We start from the raw sequence: 25,428 nt of genomic DNA on the forward strand, positions 1-25,428 counted from the left end.
TTAAATAAGCATAAATTAAAGCTATTCATAAGAAGCTGAAAAAAATCAACTTTTGCTATAAACAAAAAGAGGGAGCCTTTTTAGACACCCCCTTTTTATTTCTCCTGGATTTATTTTACTTGATAGTTGACTACTAACATTTTACCTATAAGCTGTAGCGTTTGATTAATGTGTTACGTTTAATCATAAACATTCAAAACATGAAAAAAAATCTAATTAACGCATTCCTTATCCTACTTGCTTTTGCAGTATTTACTTCGTGCAAAAAAGATGAGTATGAAACCATTCAGATTGTCAAAATGATTTCCGCTAAGGAGATGAGGGCCTTACCTACAGGACTTACCAGGGCTATTCCAGCAAAAAAGACTGGAAAAATATACATCTACAAAGATTATCTTTTCATTAATGAGCCCAATGAAGGCATTCACATCTACAATAATACCAATCCGAATGCTCCTTTGAATATGGCTTTTCTGAAAATCCCGGGCAATGTAGATTTAGCAATCCACAATAATATTCTTTATGCCGATAATTTTATCGATTTGCTGGCTTTCGATCTATCGAATATAAACAATATTACATTGGTTAAAAGGGTAACTGATGTTTTTAGTCAGTTCAATAATCCAGGCATTGAAAAATATATTTACACTTATAAAGATACAGTAGTAAAAAAACAAACTTATAAGCATGAAATGCAATATGTTGCTTACAGTACTTCTTCTTCGCAAGCTGGTTCGGGACAGGGCGGTTCGATGGCCAGGTTCACCCTGATGAACGATTATTTATATACCGTTGGTACAAGTAATTTAAATCTGTTTAATGTTAAAACCGCATCAGACCCAACATTTTTAAAGACAATCAGTTTGGGTTGGGGAGTAGAAACCATCTTCCCTTATGATAACAAGTTATTCATAGGCACCAACAGAGGCATGCACATCTTTAGTGCCAGCGATCCGGCCAATCCTGTCCAACTATCTACCTACAGCCATATTTTCGCTTGCGACCCGGTGGTTGTACAAGGCAAGTATGCTTATGTTACTTTACGCACCGGCAATTTATGCAGGCAGGCAAGTAATCAGTTGGAAGTTGTGGATATTGAAGATCCGACCAAGCCGAAACAGATAGCGGTTTACCCAATGCAAAATCCACATGGCTTAAGCACCTCTGGTGATTATCTATTTCTCTGCGAAGGTAACTATGGAATAAAGAGTTTTAATATCAGAGATAACACGAAAATCAGCGACAACATGTTACAGCATCTAAACAATATTAAAAGTTTTGATGTCATTGCCGGCCCCAAATCTTTGATCGTTACAGGAGAAGATGGTGTATATCAACTTAATTATAGTAATGCCGCAAATTTAAAGCAGTTGAGTTTAATTAAAAACCAATTCTAAAACCACTATGAGAGCATAGGTTGTTATTTTTACAGCCATTTCTCATAATAATCTAAACTATTTCTATATTTAACACGTAAATACCATTCTATTCAAATAGAATGGTATTTTTGTTTTCAACATGAGCGACATTAAAAAAACTTTACTTACAAAAGCTATCGGTCAAAAGAGCACCAATTTAGAGGCAGAAATGTCTTTTTTCGATCATCTGGATGTTCTCCGTAAACATTTAATCAGAGCCGTAATTGCTATTGCCGTTTTTACGGGTATCGCTTTTTACTTCAACGAGGAGATTCTGGATAAAATAATTTTTGGGCCAAAAAAACCCGATTTTTGGACTTATCGAATGATGTGTAAACTGGTAGAGCATTTCCCATCCTTAGGTAAGGATATGTGTATTACTAAAATTAATGGGGAAATCATCAATACTGAGATGGCCGGCCAGTTTAACCTTCAGTTAAATGTTTGTGTGATGTGCGGTATCGTTGTGGGCTTCCCTTACCTCTTGTGGGAGATCTGGCGTTTCGTTAAACCAGCATTGCACGATAATGAGCGCAAATCGGCCAGTGGTTTTGTGTTTTTCGCATCCTTATTGTTCGTTGTAGGAATCTTTTTTGGCTATTTTATAGTTTGTCCCTTATCGGTTAATTTTTTAACCGGTTATACAGTTAGTACTGAAATTAAAAATACTTTTACAGTTGATTCTTACCTGTCATCGGTTGCAACCCTTACTTTGGGTACCGGGATTATCTTCGAGCTCCCGGTTATCATTTTTATTCTATCCAAGCTTGGTTTAATGACGCCAAAACTGATGCGTGCCAGCAGAAGGTATGCCACTGTAATTATTTTAATTATCGCTGCCATTGTAACCCCTACACCAGATATCATGACGATGTTGATCGTAGCTACCCCTTTATTCTTATTGTATGAGCTGAGTATTTTTGTTTCGGCCTATATTGAAAGAAAGAAGAAAAAAGCTGAAGCTGCATTCTATGCAAACTAACAAAAACATTACGAACAGAATTCATAATTCTCTATACATTTGACAATGTCTGATACAAAAATAAAAATTGCTATTGGCGCGGATCATGCCGGATTCGATTATAAAGAAATATTAAAAGATTTTTTAAAAGATTTTTTAAAAGATTACGAAGTAAAGGATTTTGGACCTTTCTCAGCAGATTCAGTTGACTATCCTGATTTTGCACATCCTGTGGCCAGTGCTGTTGAAAACGGAGAATTTACCTACGGTATTTTATTATGCGGCTCTGCTAACGGCGTGGCCATAACCGCAAACAAACACCAGGGCATAAGAGCAGGCTTGTGCTGGGAAAACCAAGTGGCTTCGCTGGTACGCCTCCATAATAATGCTAATGTACTTTGTATACCGGCTCGTTTTGTATCTGTAGATGAAGCCAAACAAATTACCGAAACCTTTTTAACTACGCCGTTTGAAGGTGGCCGCCACCAAAATCGGGTTGAAAAGATTTCTTGCTAACCAGACCTCAACTAAAATTATCATCATGAACAAAAAGTTTTTAACACTTGGTTTGGCTACACTTGTTACGGCAAGTTGTTTTAGCCAGATTAAACCACTACATGCCAATAAAGACGCTATTAAATTTAGCAGGGCCATTAATCCTGATAATGCCTATAAACACCTTTCCATTTTAGCATCCGACGAATATGAAGGACGCGAGACAGGAACAAAAGGCGCCTGGATGGCTGCAGACTATATCCGCGATTATTTTAAATCAATTGGCTTAAAAGGCCCGGTTGACGGAGGTTATTTCCAGAAAATCAACCTCGTAAATGTTACCTTGAAAGAAAGCCATGTAACTGTTAACGGTCAGCCGAAAGAGTATCAGAAAGATTATGTCGTTTCTCCGAGCCTAATCAGTGATAACGGTTTTACCTTCTCTACCGATCAGATTGTATTTGTCGGCTACGGAATAAAAAAAGACAGCTATAACGATTTTGCAGGAACAGATATTAAAGGCAAAGTGGTGATGATGTTTAACGGTGGCGACCCAACCATTAAACCTGGTACCCGTGTTGATAGGGCTGCTTACCGCGCCATGTTAGAAAGCAGGGCAAAATATTTTGCTGAAAACAATGTAAAAGCCATTATCCTGATTGATCCAAGTGTGGATAGAATTACAGAAAACACCAAACAGGCTCAAAACAAAGGCCGTGTAATGGTCAAAACAAATGCGGCTATTGAGGCCCAGAAACAGAATGAGATACCACGCATCTCTATCTCTGTGGCCTTAGCCAACGATCTGTTAAAATCAGCAAATACTACAGCAGCCGACTTACAAAAGAAAATTACAGAAAGTCTTACACCTGCTTCACAGGTAATAAATATTCCTTTTTCGGCAAGTGCCGCCAAAAACGAAGCATCGGTTAGGTGCGAAAACGTTTTGGGTTACTTGGAAGGATCAGATCCCGTACTTAAAAAAGAAGTATTAATCTTAACCGGCCACTACGATCATATTGGTTTAGAAACTGATCCTAACGCAAAAGATAAAGTAAACAACGGTGCCGACGACGATGGATCGGGTACTACCGGTGTTTTACTAATGGCAAAAGCTTTTACTGATGCCAAAAAAGCAGGTAAAGGTCCTAAACGCAGTATCTTATTTATGACCGTTGTTGGAGAAGAAAAAGGACTGTGGGGCTCCGAGTGGTATTCTGAGCATCCTGTTTTCCCGGTTGCCAATACCATTGCTGATTTAAATACTGATATGATTGGCCGTATAGGTGAAGAGTATTTGGGCAAACCTGATTCGGCAAACTACATTTATTCAGTAGGTTCGAGGATGTTAAGTAGCGACCTCGCCAATTTAAGTGAGCAGGTAAACGCTACCTATACTAAAATGAAACTGGATTATAAATATGATGACCCTAAAGATCCCGAGCAAATTTATTATCGCTCAGACCACTATAACTTTGCTAAATTAGGCATTCCGATTATTTTTTATTATGATGGAATGTTACAGCAGGATTACCATAAACCAGGTGATGAAGTAAGCAAAATCAACTTCCCCTTATTGTCAAAAAGAGCAAAACTCACCTACTTTACCGCATGGGAGCTTGCTAACAGAGCCAAGCGTCCGGTTGTAGACATGGACGGAAAAGGGAATCCAAAGAAATAATGTTCAAAATACTCAGCCTCAACGAAATGTTGGGGCTTTTTTGTGTGTATTTCAAACTTAAAATGTTATTTTTGATAAAACGAGTTTATGGATCAATTGCATATTTTAGAAAAAATTAAAATGATCCCTGTTGCCTACCAGCAAGAGGTAGAAGACTTTATTGATTTTATTTTGCAAAAAAAAGTCTCTCAAAAAAATGCGGTTAAAAGCAATAGAAAACTTGGTTTACTTAAGGGGAAAATGAAAATGAGTGATGATTTTAATGCGCCATTAGATGATTTTAAAGATTACATGTAGTGAAAAAGTATTTACTTGATACGCATGTTTTACTTTGGATGCAGGACGACAACATCGCATTATCTAACAGGGCAAGAAACATCTTAGAAGACCCAACCCTTAACCTCTATCTAAGTATTGCCAGTTTGTGGGAAATCACAATAAAACAATCAATAGGTAAACTTCAGTTAGAGTATTCATTTGATGAACTCATTGAATCATGTAATGAAACGAATATTACCGTTCTTCCAATAGATATAGAAATATTAAAAACACTTAAAGATTTACCATTTCTACATCGCGATCCTTTCGATAGAATTATTATTGCAACAAGTATAAAATTAGGCTTAGATTTTATTTCAAGCGATGAAATAGCTAAAAAATATATGCCAGAAGTAATCTGGTAAAAGTATTTGTTATTACAATAATTTCTTTTGTTTCAACTTTGAAAAATAAACTCAATGGGTTTCCTATCTTTGGTTTTTAACGAAGTAACACCAAACTAAAAGCGGTTATTCTTCGTTACCCCTATAATAAATTGCTATTGATGAAAACTGCCGAGGAATTTTTAGAGAAGTCAGATGAGAAAGCTTTCGATTTGCCGCACCGTAAAACCATAAATTACAATATTGGTAAATACAATGCGGCGGTTGAAAGGGGCTTATCGAAATTCGAAAACCTCGAGGCTTCTAAGAAAAAAGCCCATGTAATTAAATGGCGTGTAATGGAAAATCTCGACAAGTTCTTACCAGAATTCGAGTCAAATTTTCAGCGTCGCGGCGGTAAGGTGATCTGGGCAAATGATGCTGCAGAAGCCCAGGCAGAAATCCTCAATATCATTAAAAGAAACAATGGAAAAACGGTCATCAAATCTAAATCGATGACGACCGAAGAAATTCACCTGAACGATTTCCTGGAGCAGAATAATATTGAATCGCTGGAAAGCGATCTGGGAGAATACATCGTACAGTTATTGGGCCAGGCGCCCTACCATATTGTTACCCCTGCCATGCACTTAAGTGCTACTGATATTGCGCAGTTATTCCACGATAAATTTGGAACTCCCATTGATGCTACACCACCGCAGCTGGTGCAAAAAGCTAGGGAACTACTTCGAGACAAATATTTGAATGCCGATATTGGTATAAGCGGAGGGAATTTCCTGATTGCCGATACCGGTAGTATTGCCATTACCGAAAATGAAGGAAATGCCAGGTTAAGCACTACTTTCCCCAAAATACATATTGCCATTGTTGGTATTGAAAAGGTCATCCCTTCTATGGCCGACCTGGACCTGTTCTGGCCTTTGTTGGCTTCGCATGGTACCGGACAAAACCTAACGGTTTACAATAGTATCCTGAGTGGACCGCGTCAACCAAATGAAACGGATGGACCTGAAGAAATGTATGTGATCCTGCTGGATAATGGCCGCACCAATTTACTGGCACAAAAGGATCAGCGACAAGGTTTGTACTGCATTCGTTGTGGTGCCTGTTTAAATGCCTGCCCGGTATATAAAAATATCGGTGGACACACTTATAATACCACCTACAGTGGCCCCATTGGCTCGGTAATTACGCCGCATTTAAAAGGTATGGAAGAGTTTAAGCATTTGAGCTATGCTTCCAGTCTCTGCGGAAAATGCTCGGAAGTGTGTCCGGTAAAAATCGATATCCATAAAATGCTGCTGCTTAACCGAAGAGATGCTGCAGCTGGTCATGAGAACGGCAAACAGGAAGAAATCAGCTGGAGCATGTTCAGCAAGATGATGCAAAAACGCAAATGGATGGATTTCTTCGGCGGAAAATTTAAAAACTTTATGCTCAAAACCTTCTTTAAAAAGAGTTGGGGCAAATACCGTGAAATGCCAAAGGTTGCCGATAAATCATTCGCCAAACAGTTTGAGGAATTAAAGAAGAGCCGGGAGTCCTGAGTCCAGAATCACTAGTCAAACCAACCAGATATGCATTTCAACCGAAGAGATAAAGACGATGAATTCTTATTGAATTTATATAAAAAACTACTTTATCCCAGAATGGTAGAGGATAAAATGCTTAAATTATTACGACAGGGACGTATAGGGAAATGGTTTTCGGGAATTGGACAGGAAGCCATTTCTGTGGGCAGTACCATGGCCATGCAGAAAGGTGAATACATTTTACCCATGCATCGCAATTTAGGTGTTTTTACCTCACGTAATATTCCGCTAAAGAAATTAATGGCCCAATGGCAGGGCAAGTTAACCGGCTTTACCAAAGGCCGCGACCGCTCCTTCCATTTTGGCACACAAGATTATAAAATTGTGGGCATGATCTCCCATTTAGGGCCACAAATGGCTTTAGCCGATGGCATCGCCCTGGCCGATCTTTTGGCTAATAAAAAACAGGCTACACTGGTTTATACCGGCGAAGGCGCCACCAGCGAAGGCGATTTCCACGAAGCCGTAAACGTGGCAGCAGTTTGGGGCCTTCCTGTTATCTTTCTGATCGAAAACAACGGCTATGGACTGTCAACCCCAACAGCAGAACAATACAGATGCAAAAACCTGGTTGATAAAGCCATTGGTTATGGAATAGAGGGTGTTCAGATCGACGGAAATAATATTTTAGAAGTTTATGATACCATTAACCAGCTGGCCATGGAAATCCGAAAAGATCCCAGACCTGTTTTGGTTGAGTGCATGACTTTCAGGATGCGTGGCCATGAAGAAGCATCAGGTACGAAATATGTTCCGCAGGAACTTTTTGACCAGTGGAAAAAGAGAGACCCTTTGAATAATTATGAGGCCTATTTAATTGAGCAAGGTATTTTAACAACAGATACCATTACGGATATTAAGATTCAGTTTAAGCAAGATATTGAATTAGCAGTAGAAGAAGCTTTTGAAGATCCGGAACCCATTGCAGATTACGCGAGAGAAGAAAGGGACATGTACTTTCCTTACCAGTCCGAAATTGTTCGACCAGGCGAATCTGCTACTGAAAAAAGGTATCTGGATGCAATTAGTGATGCACTCGATCTCGCGATGGAAAAATATCCTAACCTGGTTTTAATGGGGCAGGATATTGCCGGTTATGGCGGGGCATTTAAAATCACAGATGGCTTCATGGCTAAATATGGCAAAAGTCGTGTGCGCAATACACCTATTTGCGAATCGGCCATTGTGGGCGCTGGTCTAGGGCTTTCTATAAACGGTTACAAAGCTGTTGTAGAAATGCAGTTTGCCGATTTTGTAAGCGCTGGCTTTAACCAGATTGTAAACAATTTGGCCAAAACGCATTACCGATGGGGCGAAAAGGCAGATGTAGTTGTACGTATGCCTACTGGTGCTGGAACAGGAGCCGGCCCGTTCCATTCGCAAAGCAATGAGGCGTGGTTTACAAAAACACCGGGATTGAAAATTGTTTACCCCGCATTTCCTGAAGATGCCAAGGGTTTGCTTTTGTCTGCCATAGCCGATCCCAATCCCGTAATCTACTTTGAACATAAATACCTTTATAGAAGCCTAACCGGGTCGGTACCGGATGGCTATTATACTACCGAAATAGGAAAAGCCGCTACTTTAAAACTGGGAGACCAGTTTACGATTATCACCTATGGTTTAGGTGTACATTGGGCTTCAGAACATTTGAGCAGCCATCCTGAACAAGCAGCAACCCTGGTTGATCTGCGTACGTTACAGCCATGGGATCAGGAAACGGTAAAGGATGCTGTAAAAGCAACCGGAAGGGTGCTGGTTTTACATGAGGATACCTTGACCAATGGTTTCGGTGCTGAAATTTCTGCTTGGATTGGCGAGCATCTTTTCCAATACCTGGATGCACCTGTAATGCGTTGTGCAAGTTTAGATACTGCCATTCCAATGAGCAAGGTGCTGGAAGATGATTTTCTGGCTAAAGCCAGATTAGCAGAAATAATTGATAAACTATTAAAATATTAAACAGAGGTTAATTGTATAAACTGTTTAAATTGGTTAACTGTGTATCCTAAACAATTAACCGGTTTAAACGATTAACCTGTTAAACATTAAAGCAACATGGGCACTTTCAAAGTCAGTGGAAATATAGTTAATATCGTAGCACGTCATATTTTCTTTGGCGAAATAACGGTTGACGCCGGAAAAATAAAATCGATTACCCAAATTTCGGAAGAACGTCCGGGAAGCCCCTTCATTACGCCAGGCTTTATTGATAGCCATGTACATATCGAAAGCAGCATGCTCATTCCGAGCGAGTTTGCACGCCTGGCTGTGGTGCACGGTACAGTGGCGACCATTAGTGATCCGCACGAAATTGCAAACGTATGCGGGATGGAAGGGGTTGAATTTATGATTGACAACGGCAACACCGTACCCTTTAAATTCAATTTCGGTGCACCAAGCTGCGTACCGGCTACTACCTTCGAAACTGCAGGCGCCAAGTTAAATCACAATGATGTAAAGGCGCTTTTAGAACGCCCGGAGATTAGATACCTCAGTGAAATGATGAATTTTCCCGGCGTGCTGCATAAGGATGAAGAGGTTTTAAAAAAAATTGCCGCAGCCCATCAGCTTGGCAAACCGGTTGACGGACACGCACCAGGCTTACGCGGTGATGCAGTCCAAACATATATAGATGCAGGCATTTCTACCGACCATGAATGTTTTACTGCCGAAGAAGCACTGGATAAACTACAGCGTGGCATGAAGATCCTGATCCGGGAAGGCAGCGCAGCCAAAAATTTTGAGGCTTTAATCCATTTACTCCAGGAGTGGCCCGAAATGATGATGTTCTGTAGTGACGACAAACATCCTGATAGTTTAGTTGAAAGCCACATTAACGAAATTTGTGCCAGGGCAGTGGCCAAAGGAATCGATGTTTTTAAAGTGCTTCGCGCGGCATGTATTAACCCCATCTTACATTATAAGCTTGGAGTTGGTGCGTTACAGGTAAACGATGATGCTGATTTTATTGTGATGGAAGACCTGATTAATTTTGAGGTAAAACAAACCTATATTAATGGGCTTTTATTAGCAGAAAACGGCAAAATGATCGGCAACTGGATCAACCATGCACCGAGTAAAGAATCAATTAACCATTTTAATTGCAGCTTGAAAAACGAAGAAGATTTTATCTTGCCCCATCAAAACGAACAGGAGATTCCGGTTATCGAAGCCCTGGATGGTCAGTTGATCACCAATAAACTACATATGAAACCAAAAGTTGAAAACGGAAACATGGTGAGCGATGTAGAAAATGATATGCTAAAAATGGTGGTGGTTAACCGCTATCACGATGCGCCCATTGCCATTTCCTTCGTTAAAAACTTTGGTCTAAAAAAGGGCGCAATTGCCTCAAGTGTGGCGCATGATAGTCATAATATTATTGCAGTGGGTGTTGATGACAACAGCATTTGTGCGGCGGTAAATCTGGTGATTCAGGAAACTGGTGGAGTTGTCGCTTTAGGAAACGGAAAGGAAGAGGTTCTACCGCTACCTGTTGCCGGCTTAATGAGTAACCACAATGGTTACGAGGTTGCTGCATGTTATACTGCTATCGATCAGTTTGCAAAAGACCTGGGGTCAACCCTGCTTGCTCCTTTTATGACACTTTCTTTTATGGCACTTTTGGTTATTCCGCATTTGAAACTGAGTGATAAAGGTTTATTTGATGGTGATGAGTTTAGGTTGATGTAACTAAATAACACCTTCTATCCTATCGGCAAAAACATTAACTAACTTATAATTTTTGTTTAAAGAGATAACCTCTGGCCGTAAAATATTAATTGCATCGTGAAATTGAGACATTTCCATATTTCCTAATCTAATATGAATCACTTTAGGTGGCGGAGTATGTAAAAGTATTCTGGAAGAAAAATCGCTGTCTTTTGTTATAGTGGTCAAATTTTGAGCCTTAGCGACCATTTATCACCTAAATCGGCCTGATGAATGTATTGAGCATTGTTCCAAAGTGAGGAAAAACGAGGAAGGTTAACGTCTGCTAAAAATCTACATTCCTCCATTTAAGCCACCGCCCGTTTAATAATGAAACTACGATTCATTAATTCTGTTGCATAGCGCATACAGGCGGTAATATCTTCAGGTTCAAGTGAAGGATACTGATTTGAAATTTCTTCGGCTGTTTCACCTGCAGATAAAAATTTCATTACAGTCTGTACCGTAATTCTCTTTCCCCTTATAATTGGCTTTCCATTACAAATATCACTATCAATGTAAATACGATCGAAAATCTGTTCCATAATGTAAAGTTGACCAATTAGTTTATCTTTTGATAATTTGGAAAGTTAATCCAACAAAAACACTTCAGCAAGCGGATTAAACAGGTAAATCCGCTTATCATCTAAACAAATACAGCGATATCGCTTCCTAATCTGTTCGCCTTTGGTAAAGCGACGGCCATCTTTGATTTTAAAGTTGGTGTTAACTGGCAGTTGCTCTACATGTAAAGTTTCGCTTTTATTGCTGTCGTATTTTTTTAAGGCCCGCGATAAATGTAAATCAGAACAGCTTGAGGCCGCAGGATTCGACATATAATTGTCTATCGCATGATGGATATCCTGCGGAAAAATATTCATATCAAAGAAAGGAACCATCATCCGCTGAAAGTTTTTCTTCCATTCGGTTCCGTGCGGCTTTACTTTATTCTTAAAATCATTCCAGGTGAGCAAATGGGCGAATTCGTGCACTGTGGTCACTAGAAACGCATAATGGTTGAGGTTAAAATTAACTGAAATACGATGGCCTTTACCACGGAATGGATGGCGGTAATCGCCTAATTTGGTAGAACGTGTTTTAGCGATTTTGAATTCGCATTGAAAATAATCAATCCACCTGGCAATTCGCGGGGCGGCCTCTGCAGGCATGTATTGCGCTAAAACTTTAACTTTCTCCATTTAACCGCAAAGTTCGCAAAGTTTTTCGCAAAGAAATAAAGAAAAGTTATAAGCCATTAACAATTCTCTTTAATCCATCTTTTAAGCGGGAAACATTGAAATTCATTAATAAGCCTAACTTATAATTTCCCAATTTCATATAGGTCAAAGTTTGGGCAAGATGAACATCATTTAGCATCTCGACACTTTTCAACTCCAATACTAACTTATTTTCTATCAGTATATCTATTCTATAACCACATTCTAATCTAACATCTTCAAAAACTAAAGGTATTTTCTTTTCCTTTTCAACGAATAAACCAGTTTTAGCAATTTTATAAAACAAGCATTCTTTATAAGCACTTTCCAATAATCCTGGTCCCAAAGCGTTATGCACATCTATTGCCAATCCGATTACAATTCTTGATAATTCATTCTCATTCATAATCTTCAAATTAACTTTGCAAACTTCGCGTTTCTTTTCTTCGCGCTCTTTGCGGTCAATAGATTATTCTTCTGTTGGAAACAGCGACGCCAGTACCATTTTTATCTCGCCGAAAGAATAATCTTTGCCTAAAAACTCCCTGATGGTAGCCATCGATTTTGTTTTCTGGCTTTCAACGGCATCTGTAATATTGCGGATTTTATTGGCTTTTACCAGCTTTTTTACATCCAGTTGCTGTGTAGAAACATAATATGCCAAATGGCCCTCAATAGTACCAACCGATAAGCCCCGCTCCTTTGCAATTTCATCTAATGTTTTGCCCGCATTGTATAATTCAAAACTAATCAGTTTGGTATCGGGCTTCGGCTCTTTCTTTTTTTTCTCTGTAGCAGTTCTTACTTTTAACGCCATGCCTTTAAGCGTAATCGCCTTTTTTAATTGTGCCTCTCTTTCTACCGCATTTAAAAGTGCATCGGTATCGGCCTTACTAAACTCTTTTCCATCAATAATGGCTTCCAGCAATGCTTTGCTTTTATGAATTTTCTTCAGCTGTTCATAAATCACAATTTCCAGTTCAAGCAGTTCAGTCAGGTAAGTTTTGACCTGTTTCTCTTCTTTTATGGCTTCAATTTGGGCTAGGAATTTATCTGACACCTCCTTAATCAGCGGACTGAAATATTTTACCGCGGCCTGTACCCGCTTGGACACATTGAACAAAGTATGCTCGGTTTGTTGTGCAAACAAGTTTTTAAGCTGGTTTACAAAAGTATCAGCCGTCGCAGTAATTTTCTGGAAATCTTTATACAGATCTATCGTCCAATCATCATAGCGCTGTTTGGTCGATTTAGCCTCACTCTTATCAAAAGTTTGCATGTGTTCCTTAAAATAATAGCGTGCCATATTCAGATCGAAAGCTGATAACAGATAAGTCCGGATAAAATCATAGCTCTCGGCACTGATCTGCTGGCCGAGTACTTCTGTAGGCTGTTTGGTTTTAGAAAAATAATGGATGTTCTGGTCTTGCTGCAAACCGCTTTCGCGCAGATGCGACGTTAACACCAACCCCTTAAGCGAGCGAAGGCGTGAAAGCGCCACATAAGCCTGCCCGGGGGCAAAAGCGTCACCAATATCAATAATGGCTTTATCAAAGGTTAAACCCTGACTTTTATGCACCGTAATGGCCCAGGCCAGTTTAATTGGATACTGCACAAAGGAACCTGCTACATTTTCTTCAATTTCATTCGTGGCCTCGTTCAGTTTATATTTTACGTTTTCCCAGGTATAAGGCGAAATCTGGATTACCGTTTTATCTTCTGGCAATTCAATTTCTACCAGATCTTTTTCAATGTGGTGCACCACTCCTATTTTCCCATTGTAATAGCGTTTTTCGGCGGTCATATCGTTTTTGATAAACATAATCTGCGCACCAACCTTCAGTTCCAGACTCCTATCATTGGGATAAGCATATTCATTAAATTCGCCTGTTATCCTGGCTTCAAAAAAATACGATTTCGTTTTCAGTTGAGTTAACCTTTCGCGGTTAATGCCATCAGCCTTATGATTATGCGTAGTTAAGGTGATGTAATTGTCATCTGCTGCCGGCTTAAAATCACGGATAAAATGTTGTTGCAATAATGCCGTATCCTGCGGGGTAATCTGGTTATTCCGCAAGTTATTCAACAGGTCAATAAAAACAGTATCATCCTGGCGATAAATTTTATCCAGCTCGATATATACCGGTGGATTATTTTGCAATGCCAGCGCGTCAAAAAAATAAATACTCTTATAAAATCCGGCCATTACCCGCCATTCATCATTTTTAACCACAGGCGGCAACTGGTGTAAATCACCGATAAATAAAAGCTGTACGCCCCCAAACGGTACATTTTTACTTCTCCTGATGTAGCGCAGGGCAAAATCAATGGCATCAAGCATATCCGCCCTCAGCATACTTACCTCATCAATTACCAACAGTTCCAGTTCCTGAATCAGGCGCCTTTTATTGCCCTGCATATTTAAGTGCTTGGCCAGGGTACGTGGTGTATTAAAGTTGAAGCTAATCTGCTGATTGATAATATTTCCGGCCGCATCAGGGAAAAAAGCACCAAAAGGCAGCTGAAAAAGAGAATGGATCGTAACCCCGGCAGCATTAATCGCCGCTATACCTGTTGGCGCACATATAATCGCTTTTTTATGCGTAAGCTGAATCAGTTTCCGCAAAAAGGTCGTTTTACCTGTCCCCGCTTTTCCGGTTAAAAAAACGTGTTTAGAGGTATAATTCACAAATTTAGCCGCGATCTCAGCGGGCATAGAAGTTTCTTCTAATGTAGGCATCTGCAATAAAATTTTAGTGTGCTAAACAGGGAGGATAAATAAAGCTAAACATTTTAGCACAAAACTAAAGAATGATTGGTGAGAAATTTTAATTTTAAGTTGATATTTTTGGTCTAAACCTTTAATTAAGCAATAATTTCTGAATTGGCGAACCAAAAAACCTTAACAGAACTGCCACAGAAGCAATATAAACCTTACAGGAACCGCAGCCTCCGGTTTCTATAAGCGGAGCTATAGTGTATAACAGGGCTCTAATAACAAAAGAACCACTGCCACTGCTTTTCAATCTTAAAAATTGCAATCAGTTTTCAATTAAACAATTAACCACTTAAAACAGTTAACCAAATTCCCTATCTTTGCAACCTGATGAAACAACACTATTCAAATCTTATCGCTGTTAAATTCCTTTAACAAGGTTTCATCATTTCTTATACCCAAAATTTTATTATGCTTAACCCTGAAATAGAAAAACGTAAAACCTTTGCCATTATTAGCCACCCCGATGCCGGTAAAACCACACTTACAGAAAAATTTCTGCTTTTTGGTGGTGCCATCAACACCGCTGGCGCAGTAAAAAGAAATAAGGCCAACCAGAGCAATACCTCCGATTTTATGGAGATTGAAAAGCAAAGGGGTATCTCTGTTGCCACCTCAGTAATGGGTTTCGAATACAGCGGTAAGCGTATTAATATTCTGGACACTCCGGGTCACAAAGATTTCGCCGAAGATACCTACCGTACTTTATCCGCTGTGGATAGCGTGATTTTAGTGGTCGATTGTGTGAAGGGTGTGGAGGAACAAACCGAGAAGCTCATGTCGGTTTGCCGAATGCGGAACACGCCTGTAATTATCTTCATCAACAAAATGGACCGTGAAGGTAAAGAAGCTTATGATTTACTGGATGAAATTGAAGAAAAACTAAACATCAGCCTTTGCCCGCTTTCCTGGCCTATTGGACAGGGACATACTTTCAAAGGGGTTTACAGCATTTATAACAAGCATTTAAATTTATTTAATTCTGATAAAACTAAAGTAACCGATTCGGTTATTGCCGTTAATGACCTGAACGATACCTCGCTCCTGGATTACCTCAAAGAAAATGAAATTAACACGCTGAAAGATGATGTTGAATTGGTTGATGGTATTTACGGCAAAATTGATAAAGATTTATATACCGATGGTTTAGTTGCGCCTGTATTTTTCGGCAGTGCAATCAATAATTTCGGGATTAAAGAGCTTTTAGATACCTTTATAGATATCGCTCCTAGTCCTCGTCACCGTGAAGCTGAAGAACGTGATGTACTGGTAGAAGAAAAAAACTTTAGCGGTTTTGTATTTAAAATACACGCCAACTTAGATCCTAAGCACCGCGATCGGATTGCATTTTTGAGGATCTGCTCTGGTAAATTCGAACGCAATAAATTCTATTACCATACCCGTCAGGATAAAAAACTAAAATTCTCTAACCCGATGGATTTTATGGCCAACGAGAAAAGTATTGTAGAAGAAGCCTGGCCAGGTGATGTAGTGGGTTTGTATGATAGCGGAAACTTTAAAATTGGTGATACTTTAACTGAAGGTGAAAAACTGCAGTTTAAAGGAATCCCAAGTTTCTCTCCTTCTATTTTTAAAGAGGTAGAAAACATGGACCCGATGCGCACCAAACAGCTGGAAAAAGGAATTGAACAATTAACTGACGAAGGGGTAGCACAGTTATTTGTGATGCAGCCTGGAAACCGCAAAGTTATTGGCGCGGTTGGTGAGCTTCAATTCGAGGTAATCAACTTTCGTTTAGAGCATGAATACGGGGCGAAATGCCGTTTCCGCACGCTGAGTTATACCCGTTCGAGCTGGGTAACTTCAGAAGATAAAAAGAAGTTGGATGAGTTTGTAAAACGCAAGCAACAGCACATCGGCTTCGATAAAGAGGCTAACCCGGTGTACCTGGCTGATAGTGAATATATGATTAATTTAACCAAACAGGATTACCCGGATATCGAATTCCATAAAACAAGCGAATTTAAGAGCTAGTTTTTGATCCGGAGTCTGGAGCAGACTTCCGTCTTTGCGAGAAGGCTTTTTCAGCCCACGAAGCAATCTTTACAGGAACAATCGTTAGCTTGAAAGATTGCTTCGTCGTTCCTCCTCGCAATGACGATCAGTGCTAATTATCATTCCCTACTCAAATCCCAGATTTTTAAACTGCTTAGCGTACTTCTGCCATCTTTCGAAAACGCCGTAATTCCGGTCGCTTTTTCATCCGGGAAAATCATGGTCGAAATTACCTTTTCGCCTCCATTACCAAAAACTTCGAGCGATGATTTGTCAATCAGGATCTGTATGTTTACTTTACCGGCAACAGGATTTATTTTTGCCGTTTGTACGATATTCTTATCGTTTTTAATACCTTTTTCTGAGCGCGAACAATCAACATACAATTCGTTTTTATCAGCCTTGTAACCCACTTCAACTTCTTTAATTACTTTCCCTTGTCCGTCTTTTAACTGGGCCAGCTTAAAACCTGTATTTTTAGCACCTTTTAAATCAAATTCTGCTTCAATCCAGTTTGCATTTGTGATTTCACCCAGTTTCATTTCGCCACCAACAACCAGATTCTGTTTGGAAATTATTCGGTTTCGTGCAAGTTTTTTAAGGTTACCCGCAATAACCGAACTTGGCTGTTGAAACAATCTTACCCCATCAGGCGTAGTTTTTAAAGCTAAATCCCTCGGGATAGACATCTGCCCTTTCCAGGGAAAGGTTTCTTTACCGCCAGGCTGCAACCAGCCCAAAAGGATGCGTTTATCATTGGGCGCATTATTCCATGGAATGGCTGCATAAAATGAATCACCATCATCTACCAGCAAAGTTAACTGACCATCGTTATCATTCTTAAACGTTTTGCCGTCAAAATCACCCACAAAATATTGCATGGTTGGCCCTTTTGGCCCAAAAAGCGAAATCATCAGCACCCATTTTAAATTGTTCTGGTTTCCATCAACGGCCAGCGGAACGATGAAAGGACATTCCCATCCACTGCCCTGATCGCCCTGCTTGCCAAAATCGCTCAGCATGGTCCAGTCTTTCAGATTTTTTGAGCCATAAAACCGGGCCTGGTGTTCATCAACCATCGCAACCGTCATAATCCATTGTTTAGAAGCTTCATGCCACCATACATTTGGGTCGCGGAAATCTTTTTTATTTAAATCAATAATGGGATTTTCTACATAATTGGTAAAAGTTAAACCGCCATCATTACTATAAGCCATATACTGCGATTCGTTATGCTGTTTTGGCAAATCAGCTGTATAAAAAGCCAGAATTGGCGCTTTGCCCTTGCCTAAACCACTTACATTTTGTTTATCCAAAACTGCCGAACCAGAAAAAATCATGGTGGTGGTATCTTTGGTTACTTTTTCGGCAATGGCAACTGGCAGGTGTTCCCAATTGACCAGGTCTTTACTTTTTGCATGGCCCCAGCTCATGTGTCCCCATTTATTTTCGAATGGATTATACTGGTAATACAAATGGTATTCACCGTTCAGGTAAATTAACCCATTTGGATCATTAAGCCAGTTTGCCTGTGCAGTAAAATGGTAATTGGGCCGCCATTGCGGAGTAGCATGCTGTGCAAAGGTGTTCATCGCACAAGCGATCACCAGTAACAGGATATATTTGGTTCTGCTCATAATTGGTTTTCGAGCCTTTAAAATACGAATTAGAATCCAATAACTAAAACGTTTAACTATTTATGATTTTCGAACACCAGCCTGCTGTTCATCCGTTGCTTCATATTGCTTATAAGTCTGTTCTAAACGGCGTTTAATTTTAGCAATCAGCAACCTTGGTGAACGCACTTTAACGCATTCTCCAAAACCCAATATTTCGCGCTCCAACTCATAATTCAGCACGACATCAATTCTGATTGTAGTCGTACTGGCATTTTTATTCAACACGACCTGCGAGCTATGCAAAGGTTTGGTAATGACATAGGGAGCATGATCGTTATTAAATTCCAGAATCACTTTTTGTGGGCGGTCTCTTTCGCTTTTGGTTACCCCAATTAAATCGTCATAATAACGGTCAAAATCCACTCCTTCATAAGCGATAAAAGGTTCGTTTGGTAATTCCTGAAATTCAACTATCCTATCGAGTGCTAAATTTAATATTCCGGGCCGCTTTTTCGCCTTGCAAATCAAAAACCAGCGGTTACGGTATTCTTTTAACAGATAGGGGAAATAAATGCCTTGCTGTGCCTGTTGTGCCTTGAACGATTTATATTCAATTAACAACGATCGCTTGTTTAAAACCGCCTGATAAAGCGGCGGGATACATTCCAGGCCCTTCACCAGCTTATTACTTTCCAGCTGAATGTTGTTTCCGCTCTGTTTGGTCGATTTATACAGGTTATTCTCCAAACGGGCAATCATATCGCTCATTTCATCGAAATAATTAAAAGCATTAAACTGTTTCAGCACCCCCACAATTTCTTTCATTTTATCAACATCAGCATGGTTGATCGGTGCTTTTGTGATACTAAAACCAGGGTCGTCATAAGCATAAAACCGCCTGTCTTTTACCACAATAGGTGCGTTATAACCCAGCTTATCACTCCTCATCAACTGGATATCTGCCTGGATGGTGCGTTTACTTACGCCACTGGTTATGCCTTCAAGTTCGTACAGCGTTTCGGCGACCTTTTCAATAAGATCATCGAGGGTCCATTTGCGAAAGCGGTTTCTCAGACAGTCGTCGATAGTTTTGTAACGAATAAGGGCTAATTTATTGATGGCCATTTTGAGGTAATTAGCGTGTAGGTTAAAAAATCTGGTGTTTATGCTTCGGTTAAATATAACTAAGTTACCTATAACTGCGCAATAGAATTGCGCAATTTGATACTTAAAACATGAAACTTATCAAAAAATAAATTTTAAAACACTGATAAACAATTTTTTGACTAAAAATCATTAAAATTTTATTTACTGCGCAATTCCTCCGCGCAGGGCTGGTGGCATCTTTGTCATGTCGCCGGTCGATAATGAAGTTCTTTGAAAAAAATTAATAATAATAACTGATTTACAAGAAATTAAACTGCTTTAGAATACGCGCTCTCACGGCGCTGCTCATTTTCTGAGCAGCGCTTTATACGAAGCCCCTGTTCCGGATCTGCGGAACAGGGTTAAGGGCAGCAATTAAATAGTTTAAGTAAATCATTACATATAAAGAAATTCCGGTGAATAACCGGGATGGCAATACTACATCAAACTGATCCCGGTTGAGGGTTTCGGAATAGCCCCAAAGTATTCGTGCGATAGCATGGAATATACTGGTCAGGATGGTGCTGGTTTTTGTCTTAACACGTTGTGTGTCGTGGGTTCGAATCCCGCTTCCGGAGCAATCCGGAATAACTCAGGGGTTAGAGTAACAACCGTCAAAGTGCAGGTTCGAATCCTGCTTCCAACTCAACCTTGGAATCGCATAAGGGTAGTGCAATGGATTAGGGTTCCATTTTAAAAGAAGAGATACTTCAAATTTCTCGTTGATTAGCCTGTAAAACCACATTCTGCTTAAGGATTCTTTTATGTTCCTGACAAGCAAATTTGCTTTTGCTTTGAAAATAAAACGATGAACGAACTGATTTAAAAGTCAGGTTATTTAAACGTTAGAATCAATCCCCGGATCTCAGCTAACTGAAAAAATAATTTCACTCTTAAACACATCAGGATTCAATTTATTTCCGCAAAAACCAGATGAGTGTGCTTTTACAAGGCTTTATAAGCAAAACAATTAAATAATTATAAATCTTAACATCAAAAAACATGAAAAGAGTAACCATTAACACCAATTATGTTGGATTGGTGTTTAAAAGAGGAAAATTAAAAAACGTATTAACCTCAGGAACCTACTGGTTAGGTTTTGGAGAAGATATCTCTTTGTTCGATATGGGGAAAGAGTATTTTTTCACTCTTGCAGAACTAGAAGTACTGTTAACAAACACTGATTTTACTAACCTGGTCCATGTAGTAGATGTAGCCGATAATGAGTTGGCACTGGTTTACAGAAATGGAAATTTCAAAAGTGTGTTAACAGCGGGCAAGCATGCCATCTGGAAAGGTTTGTCTGCCTATCACTTTGTCAGAGTTGATATTAGTAACATCAACATTGATGAGACGGTTGATAAAAATTTGTTAGAGAAAGCTCCTTTATTAAATTATATCAGGGCCTTCAAAGTGGAGTCTTTCGAAAAAGCATTGTTATTTGTTGATGGCAAATTTGAAAGGATAATGGAAGCCGGAAACTATGTTTACTGGAAAAATGCCACTACGATTCAAGTTTTAAAAACCGATATGAGGCAATTGAATATGGAGATTATCGGACAAGAGATCTTAACTAAGGATAAAGCACAATTGAGGGTAAACTTCAGTATTCAATATCAAGTTGATGACATTATCAAAGCCTTATTGGATAACAAAGATTTTGATAAGCAATTGTATATCACGATGCAATTGGCCTTACGGGAATCAGTTGGCTTAATGACCTTTGATGAGTTGATGGAAGGCAAAGAGAGAATTGCCGCACAAGTAATGGATTTAACTTTAGCTAAAGCAACCGATTTGGGTGTAAAATTAATTAACTGCGGTGTTAAAGATATTATTTTGCCAGGCGATGTGAAGGAGATTATGAACCAGGTTTTAATTGCCGAGAAAAGAGCGCAAGCCAACATCATTACCAGGAGAGAAGAAACGGCTTCAACCAGAAGTTTGCTAAATACTGCCAAATTAATGGAAGAAAATTCGATGTTGTATAAGTTGAAGGAGATGGAATATGTGGAGAAAATCGCAGAAAAAATCAATAACATCAGCTTATCTGGCAGCGGGCAGATTGTGGATCAATTGAAGCAAATCTTCGTAAAATAAATTAAATTGAGAAACCCCTCGGTTAGGTGCATGTTGCCTGCCGGGGATTAATGAAGAATAAAATGAAAAACAACATAACAGGAAGCAACCTGATCGAAATAGGTTATTCCGAAGGGAAAATACTAGGCATGGCCTTGGAGATTTTGAAGGCAAATTTCACAGATACAGAAGAAAAAGAATTGCTGGCTTTATTTAAAAAAGTTAAAGATTACCCGGAAAGTTTTTTGGATGATCCGGTTTTAAAACCATTGGCCACAGCGATGATTGAAGAGGCCAATATACCAAAAGACGAAACCATTGAACTGGTGAACCATGCCACACCCTACGCGGTATTTGGTTCTGATTATATTGAAGAAGGTGCCAGAAACCAAATGGATATTGCCATGAAATTACCGGTATCGGTAGCGGGTGCTTTAATGCCCGATGCACATCAAGGTTATGGTTTGCCTATAGGTGGTGTACTGGCTACAAAAAATGCCATTATTCCTTATGGTGTGGGTGTTGATATTGGCTGCCGAATGGCCCTGAGCATTTTTGATATTCCGGAAAAACATTATTTCGGTAAAGATGCCATGTTCAAACGGGAACTGATTGCTTTTACTAAATTTGGTGCAGGCAGAGAGTTTAGGGGTTTGGAAAGAGCCGAACACGAAGTATTGGATCACGAAGCTTTCAACTCCACCACTTTTCTGAAAAATTTACATGGGAAAGCCTGGGCACAATTGGGTACATCAGGCGGGGGTAACCATTTTGTAGAATGGGGGATTATTGATTTTGCCGACCGCGACGAAGTTTTAAATATTGATAAAGGTCGTTATGTAGCTTTATTAACCCACTCCGGTTCGCGCGGTTTGGGCGCTACCATCGCTGGTCATTATACCAAACTGGCTAAAGAGATTTGCAAACTCCCGAAAGAGGCTGCAAACCTGGCTTATTTAGACCTGAATACTGCTGAAGGCCAGGAGTATTGGATAGCCATGAATTTGGCTGGTGATTATGCCTCTGCTTGTCACGAGGTGATCCATAAAAGATTAACCAAAGCCATTGGTGCAAAGGTTTTAGCCAAGGTAGAAAACCACCATAATTTTGCATGGAAAGAGTTGATCAATGGAGAGGAAGTAATTGTTCACCGAAAAGGGGCTACACCTGCCGGTAAGGGTGTAATGGGGATAATCCCCGGCAGTATGACGGCGCCAGGATTTCTGGTGCGTGGAAAAGGCGAAACCAGTGCAATCAATTCAGCATCCCATGGTGCCGGTAGACAAATGAGCAGGACGAAAGCGATCCAATCGATCACCAAATCAGATATGAAAGCCATTTTGAAAGACCACAATGTGACCGTGATCGGCGCAGGTATAGACGAAGCACCTATGGCATATAAAGACATCCATAAAGTAATGGCGGCACAAACTGAACTGGTTGATGTAGTGGCTAAATTCGAGCCTAAAATGGTAAGAATGGCGGATGATGGAAGCAGAGAGGATTAGTTTTGAGTTGGGAGTTCTTAGTCTAAAATGTAATTTAACCTCGCTGGTTCAAACCTGCGAGGTTTTTTAGGCCTTTTCCAACAAGAGAAATCTGATTTTAAATTTGAAATAGGATTTTCTAATAAACCAGAGCTCGATTAACACATACATGCTATGTTTAATCGTGGTACTATTCAGAACCTAAACGTCATGCTGAATTTATTTCAGCATCCTTTATCCGGCATAGACCTTGAAATAAATTACCTTCAGTGAGCTCACTAAGGCTCGGTTCAGGGTAACGACAGCTTCTTGGATATATCTTCTGAATTTTTTTTAAGTTCACTCTATTAATTGAGTTTGCGTTATCAAAAAGTTCAGAATTTTTTAATTAAATATTAGCGTTCTCGAGAGGATAAAATTTTAGAATGCTTTTTAATTTTTTATCTTTCGCCTTTCCTGTAGGGTTTGATACATTTACCACGCTGATGTACTTGGTTGGATCGCCAGTGAATTCAAAAATCAGTACTTCGGAATAATCAGTTGCATTTATTAATGAAGGCTGATCCTGTAAAACCGTAAAATTTCGCTGATTTAATGCTTCTACAATTGTTTCTTTATTTTCTACCAGTGGAATGCGATGGGTAATTTTTCGCCTTTTCATCCAGTTATCATTAATTTCAGAGTAGGGATGGATGACCTGACCATTCAAAACGCCAAATATTGCACCTCCCAGAATAACGATAAATTCACCGGCCCAAATTATCCATAACAGTACACCGCTAATGGTACCTGTTCCGCTGATGCGGAATGTACCTATTTCATTCATATTAATAATTTCCTGAAATAAAATATGGGGATGCGTAAAAAGGAAAAAGAAGTCTTGAGCCAAAAACTTTAAATCATCGCCATTCAGGTTGAAAGTAAAACCTTTCCTACTATAGGCTAAAGTATCAAACAATACCCATTGAACATAAAAGGCAAATAAGCCACAAAAAATTGCAATAATGGTAACGATCTTTTTATTCCTGAGTTTTCCGATCTTAACCCCAAGATCAATAAAAAACCCTAAACCCAGGCCTAAAAGAAAAGCAATAATGGCGATGAACCAAATATTGGGAATAAGCCTTCCGAGGATAATGTAGAAAACCGGAAGAATGAGTGATGCCAATATACCAATGGCAAGTGTAGTAAGGATAGCTGATGTAGAAGCGTAACCCTGAGGCGTGTATTTTGGTTCCATATAAGCGAGAAATGAGATTTTTATCTGAACACTCCATCATGCAATTTGTTTGATGGAGTGTTCAGATTTTCTATTTCAATTTGCTTAATGCCAGTTTTATCCTCGGCAGCATGTCTTTTATATCCTGTAAAGTACAAGCCCCAACTGACGCCCGGAACCATGGCATACTATGCTCATTTCCGAATGCCGAGAACGGTACCAGAGCAGCTCCGGCTTCTTTAATTAAATAAAAGTTAACATCTGCACTATCTTTTAAAAGCTGACCATCTTTGGTTGTTTTACCTATATAATCAATTTTAATGGTTAGATAAATGGCACCCATAGGTTCTACTGCATCTACATTAAAACCTTCAGCCTTTAAATCATTAAAACCATTGTAGAGTGCATTTAAACTATCCTGGATTTGTGCTTTGAAGCTGGTCAAAAAAGCATCAACCTGAGGCTTATTGTTAAAATAGTTAGACATTGCAACCTGCTCTGCTTTTGGCGCCCAGGCACCCATATGGCCTACCAGCGCTTTCATCCTGTTTACAATATCTTCCGGACCAAAGCCCCAGCCTACACGTACACCCGTTGCAGCCAGGCATTTAGAACTACCATCTACAAAAATGGTAAACGGTTTCATTTCCGGGCGGAGCGAAACCGGATTTACGTGTTCTTTATCAAAAGTTAAAAGCGAATAAATCTGATCGTACATCAGGTAAAGCGGCTTTTCGTCCGCTCCCCTTGTTGCATTTTCCTCTAAAACAGCATCACAAATCTCAGCCAGGGCATTAGCATCGAACATGGTGCCCGTTGGGTTTAAAGGCGAGCAAAGGGCCAATAATGTTGCCCCTTTTAAATGCGGTTTTAACTGCGCCGCAGTTGGCATAAAGTTATGGGCTGCGTCGGTTTCAACTGCAATAGCATTTGCCGATGTTAAATGGCAGTAGTGGTTATTGTTCCATGATGGAGCGGGAAACACTACGGTATCACCCGGATCAATCAATGCCAGAAAAGTAGCATAAATTAAAGGCCGCGAACCACCTGAAACTAAAATGCTATTTGTATTATACGCTAATCCAAATCTGTCTTTTAATAATTCAGAAACTGTTTCTCGTAATTGCAAAACACCATCTGCAGGCGGGTAATTGGTTTGATTGGCATTATACGCTTCCACAATTCCTGCCTTTAACTCAGCTGGGATTGGATAAATATTTGAATCAAAATCGCCAATGGTCAGGTTAGCGATAGATGCACCTTTGCGCTTCATTTCGTTAACTTCGTTACCAATTTTTATAATCTCTGATCCAATTAATGAATTGGCTATTACTGAAACTTTCATA

General features: G+C 39.6%; 21 protein-coding genes. 12 read left to right on the forward strand and 9 right to left on the reverse strand.

The genetic code is table 11. The features are described 5' to 3' along the window. Nucleotides 1–200: 200 nt before the first annotated feature. The 9 genes from ACIQXP_RS23650 to ade all read left to right on the forward strand — a co-directional run bounded on the left by ACIQXP_RS23650 (nucleotide 201) and on the right by ade (nucleotide 10,505). The gene (locus tag ACIQXP_RS23650; RefSeq protein ID WP_387508243.1) at nucleotides 201–1,397 is read left to right on the forward strand and encodes an LVIVD repeat-containing protein; all 1,197 of its coding nucleotides are present in this window, start codon (nucleotides 201–203) and stop codon (nucleotides 1,395–1,397) included. A gap of 121 nt (nucleotides 1,398–1,518) precedes the next feature. Further along, nucleotides 1,519–2,400, forward strand: a complete 882-nt coding sequence (gene tatC / locus ACIQXP_RS23655) for a twin-arginine translocase subunit TatC (RefSeq protein WP_090986442.1) — start codon at nucleotides 1,519–1,521, stop codon at nucleotides 2,398–2,400. A 45-nt stretch (nucleotides 2,401–2,445) separates the two neighbouring features. Beyond that, complete coding sequence (gene rpiB, locus ACIQXP_RS23660; protein WP_387508246.1) at nucleotides 2,446–2,895, forward strand: ribose 5-phosphate isomerase B; 450 nt, start codon at nucleotides 2,446–2,448, stop codon at nucleotides 2,893–2,895. Between the two features lie 25 nt (nucleotides 2,896–2,920). After that, nucleotides 2,921–4,555 (forward strand): M28 family peptidase, encoded by a 1,635-nt coding sequence (locus tag ACIQXP_RS23665; protein ID WP_387508248.1) that lies wholly within the window; start codon nucleotides 2,921–2,923, stop codon nucleotides 4,553–4,555. 87 nt (nucleotides 4,556–4,642) lie between these two features. After that, a complete protein-coding gene (vapB, locus tag ACIQXP_RS23670; protein WP_293742596.1) occupies nucleotides 4,643–4,852 on the forward strand; it encodes a type II toxin-antitoxin system VapB family antitoxin in 210 nt (69 codons plus the stop codon). Next, a complete protein-coding gene (locus ACIQXP_RS23675; RefSeq protein ID WP_293742597.1) occupies nucleotides 4,852–5,238 on the forward strand; it encodes a type II toxin-antitoxin system VapC family toxin in 387 nt (128 codons plus the stop codon). Before vapB ends, ACIQXP_RS23675 begins: the two co-directional genes overlap by 1 nt. 137 nt (nucleotides 5,239–5,375) lie before the next feature. Beyond that, on the forward strand, nucleotides 5,376–6,764 hold the full coding sequence (locus tag ACIQXP_RS23680; RefSeq protein WP_387508251.1) for a LutB/LldF family L-lactate oxidation iron-sulfur protein: 1,389 nt from the start codon (nucleotides 5,376–5,378) through the stop codon (nucleotides 6,762–6,764). 30 nt (nucleotides 6,765–6,794) lie between these two features. Then, nucleotides 6,795–8,771: an alpha-ketoacid dehydrogenase subunit alpha/beta gene (locus ACIQXP_RS23685; protein ID WP_387508253.1), complete on the forward strand. Its 1,977-nt coding sequence runs from the start codon at nucleotides 6,795–6,797 to the stop codon at nucleotides 8,769–8,771. Between the two features lie 96 nt (nucleotides 8,772–8,867). Then, on the forward strand, nucleotides 8,868–10,505 hold the full coding sequence (ade, locus tag ACIQXP_RS23690) for an adenine deaminase (RefSeq protein ID WP_387508255.1): 1,638 nt from the start codon (nucleotides 8,868–8,870) through the stop codon (nucleotides 10,503–10,505). Here the strand turns inward: ade and ACIQXP_RS23695 are convergent, their stop codons facing one another. From ACIQXP_RS23695 to ACIQXP_RS23715, 5 genes are all read right to left on the reverse strand, one after another. After that, nucleotides 10,506–10,733, reverse strand: a complete 228-nt coding sequence (locus tag ACIQXP_RS23695; protein WP_367117513.1) for a DUF5615 family PIN-like protein — start codon at nucleotides 10,731–10,733, stop codon at nucleotides 10,506–10,508. A gap of 98 nt (nucleotides 10,734–10,831) precedes the next feature. Next, nucleotides 10,832–11,068: a DUF433 domain-containing protein gene (locus tag ACIQXP_RS23700; protein WP_387508257.1), complete on the reverse strand. Its 237-nt coding sequence runs from the start codon at nucleotides 11,066–11,068 to the stop codon at nucleotides 10,832–10,834. A gap of 45 nt (nucleotides 11,069–11,113) precedes the next feature. Further along, a complete protein-coding gene (locus tag ACIQXP_RS23705; protein WP_387508259.1) occupies nucleotides 11,114–11,722 on the reverse strand; it encodes a SprT-like domain-containing protein in 609 nt (202 codons plus the stop codon). 46 nt (nucleotides 11,723–11,768) lie between these two features. Then, nucleotides 11,769–12,146, reverse strand: a complete 378-nt coding sequence (locus ACIQXP_RS23710; RefSeq protein WP_293742603.1) for a GxxExxY protein — start codon at nucleotides 12,144–12,146, stop codon at nucleotides 11,769–11,771. A gap of 63 nt (nucleotides 12,147–12,209) precedes the next feature. Beyond that, nucleotides 12,210–14,480, reverse strand: coding sequence for a helix-turn-helix domain-containing protein (locus ACIQXP_RS23715; protein ID WP_387508262.1), 2,271 nt, complete (start codon nucleotides 14,478–14,480; stop codon nucleotides 12,210–12,212). A gap of 447 nt (nucleotides 14,481–14,927) precedes the next feature. On the opposite strand from ACIQXP_RS23715, the gene ACIQXP_RS23720 reads away from it, so the two are divergent. Beyond that, nucleotides 14,928–16,511, forward strand: a complete 1,584-nt coding sequence (locus ACIQXP_RS23720; RefSeq protein WP_387508264.1) for a peptide chain release factor 3 — start codon at nucleotides 14,928–14,930, stop codon at nucleotides 16,509–16,511. Between the two features lie 140 nt (nucleotides 16,512–16,651). Here the strand turns inward: ACIQXP_RS23720 and ACIQXP_RS23725 are convergent, their stop codons facing one another. Together ACIQXP_RS23725 and ACIQXP_RS23730 are read right to left on the reverse strand one after the other, a co-directional pair. Then, a complete protein-coding gene (locus tag ACIQXP_RS23725) occupies nucleotides 16,652–18,169 on the reverse strand; it encodes a glycoside hydrolase family 32 protein (RefSeq protein ID WP_293742606.1) in 1,518 nt (505 codons plus the stop codon). A 60-nt stretch (nucleotides 18,170–18,229) separates the two neighbouring features. Further along, nucleotides 18,230–19,276, reverse strand: coding sequence for a helix-turn-helix transcriptional regulator (locus ACIQXP_RS23730; protein ID WP_387508266.1), 1,047 nt, complete (start codon nucleotides 19,274–19,276; stop codon nucleotides 18,230–18,232). 1,023 nt (nucleotides 19,277–20,299) lie between these two features. Here ACIQXP_RS23730 and ACIQXP_RS23735 point away from each other — a divergent pair. Both ACIQXP_RS23735 and ACIQXP_RS23740 read left to right on the forward strand, forming a co-directional pair. Continuing rightward, a complete protein-coding gene (locus tag ACIQXP_RS23735) occupies nucleotides 20,300–21,397 on the forward strand; it encodes a slipin family protein (protein ID WP_387508268.1) in 1,098 nt (365 codons plus the stop codon). A 62-nt stretch (nucleotides 21,398–21,459) separates the two neighbouring features. Beyond that, entirely contained in the window at nucleotides 21,460–22,884 is a 1,425-nt protein-coding gene (locus ACIQXP_RS23740; RefSeq protein ID WP_387508270.1) for an RtcB family protein, read from the forward strand. 367 nt (nucleotides 22,885–23,251) lie between these two features. Here ACIQXP_RS23740 and ACIQXP_RS23745 read toward each other — a convergent pair whose 3' ends face one another. Together ACIQXP_RS23745 and ACIQXP_RS23750 are read right to left on the reverse strand one after the other, a co-directional pair. Next, the gene (locus ACIQXP_RS23745; RefSeq protein ID WP_293742610.1) at nucleotides 23,252–24,103 is read right to left on the reverse strand and encodes a hypothetical protein; all 852 of its coding nucleotides are present in this window, start codon (nucleotides 24,101–24,103) and stop codon (nucleotides 23,252–23,254) included. Between the two features lie 70 nt (nucleotides 24,104–24,173). Continuing rightward, nucleotides 24,174–25,427 (reverse strand): pyridoxal phosphate-dependent aminotransferase, encoded by a 1,254-nt coding sequence (locus ACIQXP_RS23750; RefSeq protein WP_387508273.1) that lies wholly within the window; start codon nucleotides 25,425–25,427, stop codon nucleotides 24,174–24,176. Nucleotide 25,428 lies beyond the last annotated feature (1 nt).

The sequence above is a fragment of the Pedobacter suwonensis genome, assembly GCF_044762335.1.
Lineage (GTDB): Bacteria > Bacteroidota > Bacteroidia > Sphingobacteriales > Sphingobacteriaceae > Pedobacter.

Excerpts from the sequence above, each read along its gene's own strand:
- rpiB (WP_387508246.1), top strand. The coding sequence starts at position 2,446 with ATGTCTGATACAAAAATAAAAATTGCTATTGGCGCGGATCATGCCGGA.
- ACIQXP_RS23650 (WP_387508243.1), top strand. The coding sequence starts at position 201 with ATGAAAAAAAATCTAATTAACGCATTCCTTATCCTACTTGCTTTTGCA.
- ACIQXP_RS23665 (WP_387508248.1), top strand. The coding sequence starts at position 2,921 with ATGAACAAAAAGTTTTTAACACTTGGTTTGGCTACACTTGTTACGGCA.
- ACIQXP_RS23725 (WP_293742606.1), bottom strand. The coding sequence starts at position 18,169 with ATGAGCAGAACCAAATATATCCTGTTACTGGTGATCGCTTGTGCGATG.
- ACIQXP_RS23740 (WP_387508270.1), top strand. The coding sequence starts at position 21,460 with ATGAAAAACAACATAACAGGAAGCAACCTGATCGAAATAGGTTATTCC.
- ACIQXP_RS23700 (WP_387508257.1), bottom strand. The coding sequence starts at position 11,068 with ATGGAACAGATTTTCGATCGTATTTACATTGATAGTGATATTTGTAAT.
- ACIQXP_RS23705 (WP_387508259.1), bottom strand. The coding sequence starts at position 11,722 with ATGGAGAAAGTTAAAGTTTTAGCGCAATACATGCCTGCAGAGGCCGCC.
- ACIQXP_RS23730 (WP_387508266.1), bottom strand. The coding sequence starts at position 19,276 with ATGGCCATCAATAAATTAGCCCTTATTCGTTACAAAACTATCGACGAC.
- tatC (WP_090986442.1), top strand. The coding sequence starts at position 1,519 with ATGAGCGACATTAAAAAAACTTTACTTACAAAAGCTATCGGTCAAAAG.
- ACIQXP_RS23710 (WP_293742603.1), bottom strand. The coding sequence starts at position 12,146 with ATGAATGAGAATGAATTATCAAGAATTGTAATCGGATTGGCAATAGAT.
- ACIQXP_RS23685 (WP_387508253.1), top strand. The coding sequence starts at position 6,795 with ATGCATTTCAACCGAAGAGATAAAGACGATGAATTCTTATTGAATTTA.
- vapB (WP_293742596.1), top strand. The coding sequence starts at position 4,643 with ATGGATCAATTGCATATTTTAGAAAAAATTAAAATGATCCCTGTTGCC.
- ACIQXP_RS23720 (WP_387508264.1), top strand. The coding sequence starts at position 14,928 with ATGCTTAACCCTGAAATAGAAAAACGTAAAACCTTTGCCATTATTAGC.
- ACIQXP_RS23715 (WP_387508262.1), bottom strand. The coding sequence starts at position 14,480 with ATGCCTACATTAGAAGAAACTTCTATGCCCGCTGAGATCGCGGCTAAA.
- ACIQXP_RS23695 (WP_367117513.1), bottom strand. The coding sequence starts at position 10,733 with ATGGTCGCTAAGGCTCAAAATTTGACCACTATAACAAAAGACAGCGAT.
- ACIQXP_RS23750 (WP_387508273.1), bottom strand. The coding sequence starts at position 25,427 with ATGAAAGTTTCAGTAATAGCCAATTCATTAATTGGATCAGAGATTATA.
- ACIQXP_RS23735 (WP_387508268.1), top strand. The coding sequence starts at position 20,300 with ATGAAAAGAGTAACCATTAACACCAATTATGTTGGATTGGTGTTTAAA.
- ade (WP_387508255.1), top strand. The coding sequence starts at position 8,868 with ATGGGCACTTTCAAAGTCAGTGGAAATATAGTTAATATCGTAGCACGT.
- ACIQXP_RS23745 (WP_293742610.1), bottom strand. The coding sequence starts at position 24,103 with ATGGAACCAAAATACACGCCTCAGGGTTACGCTTCTACATCAGCTATC.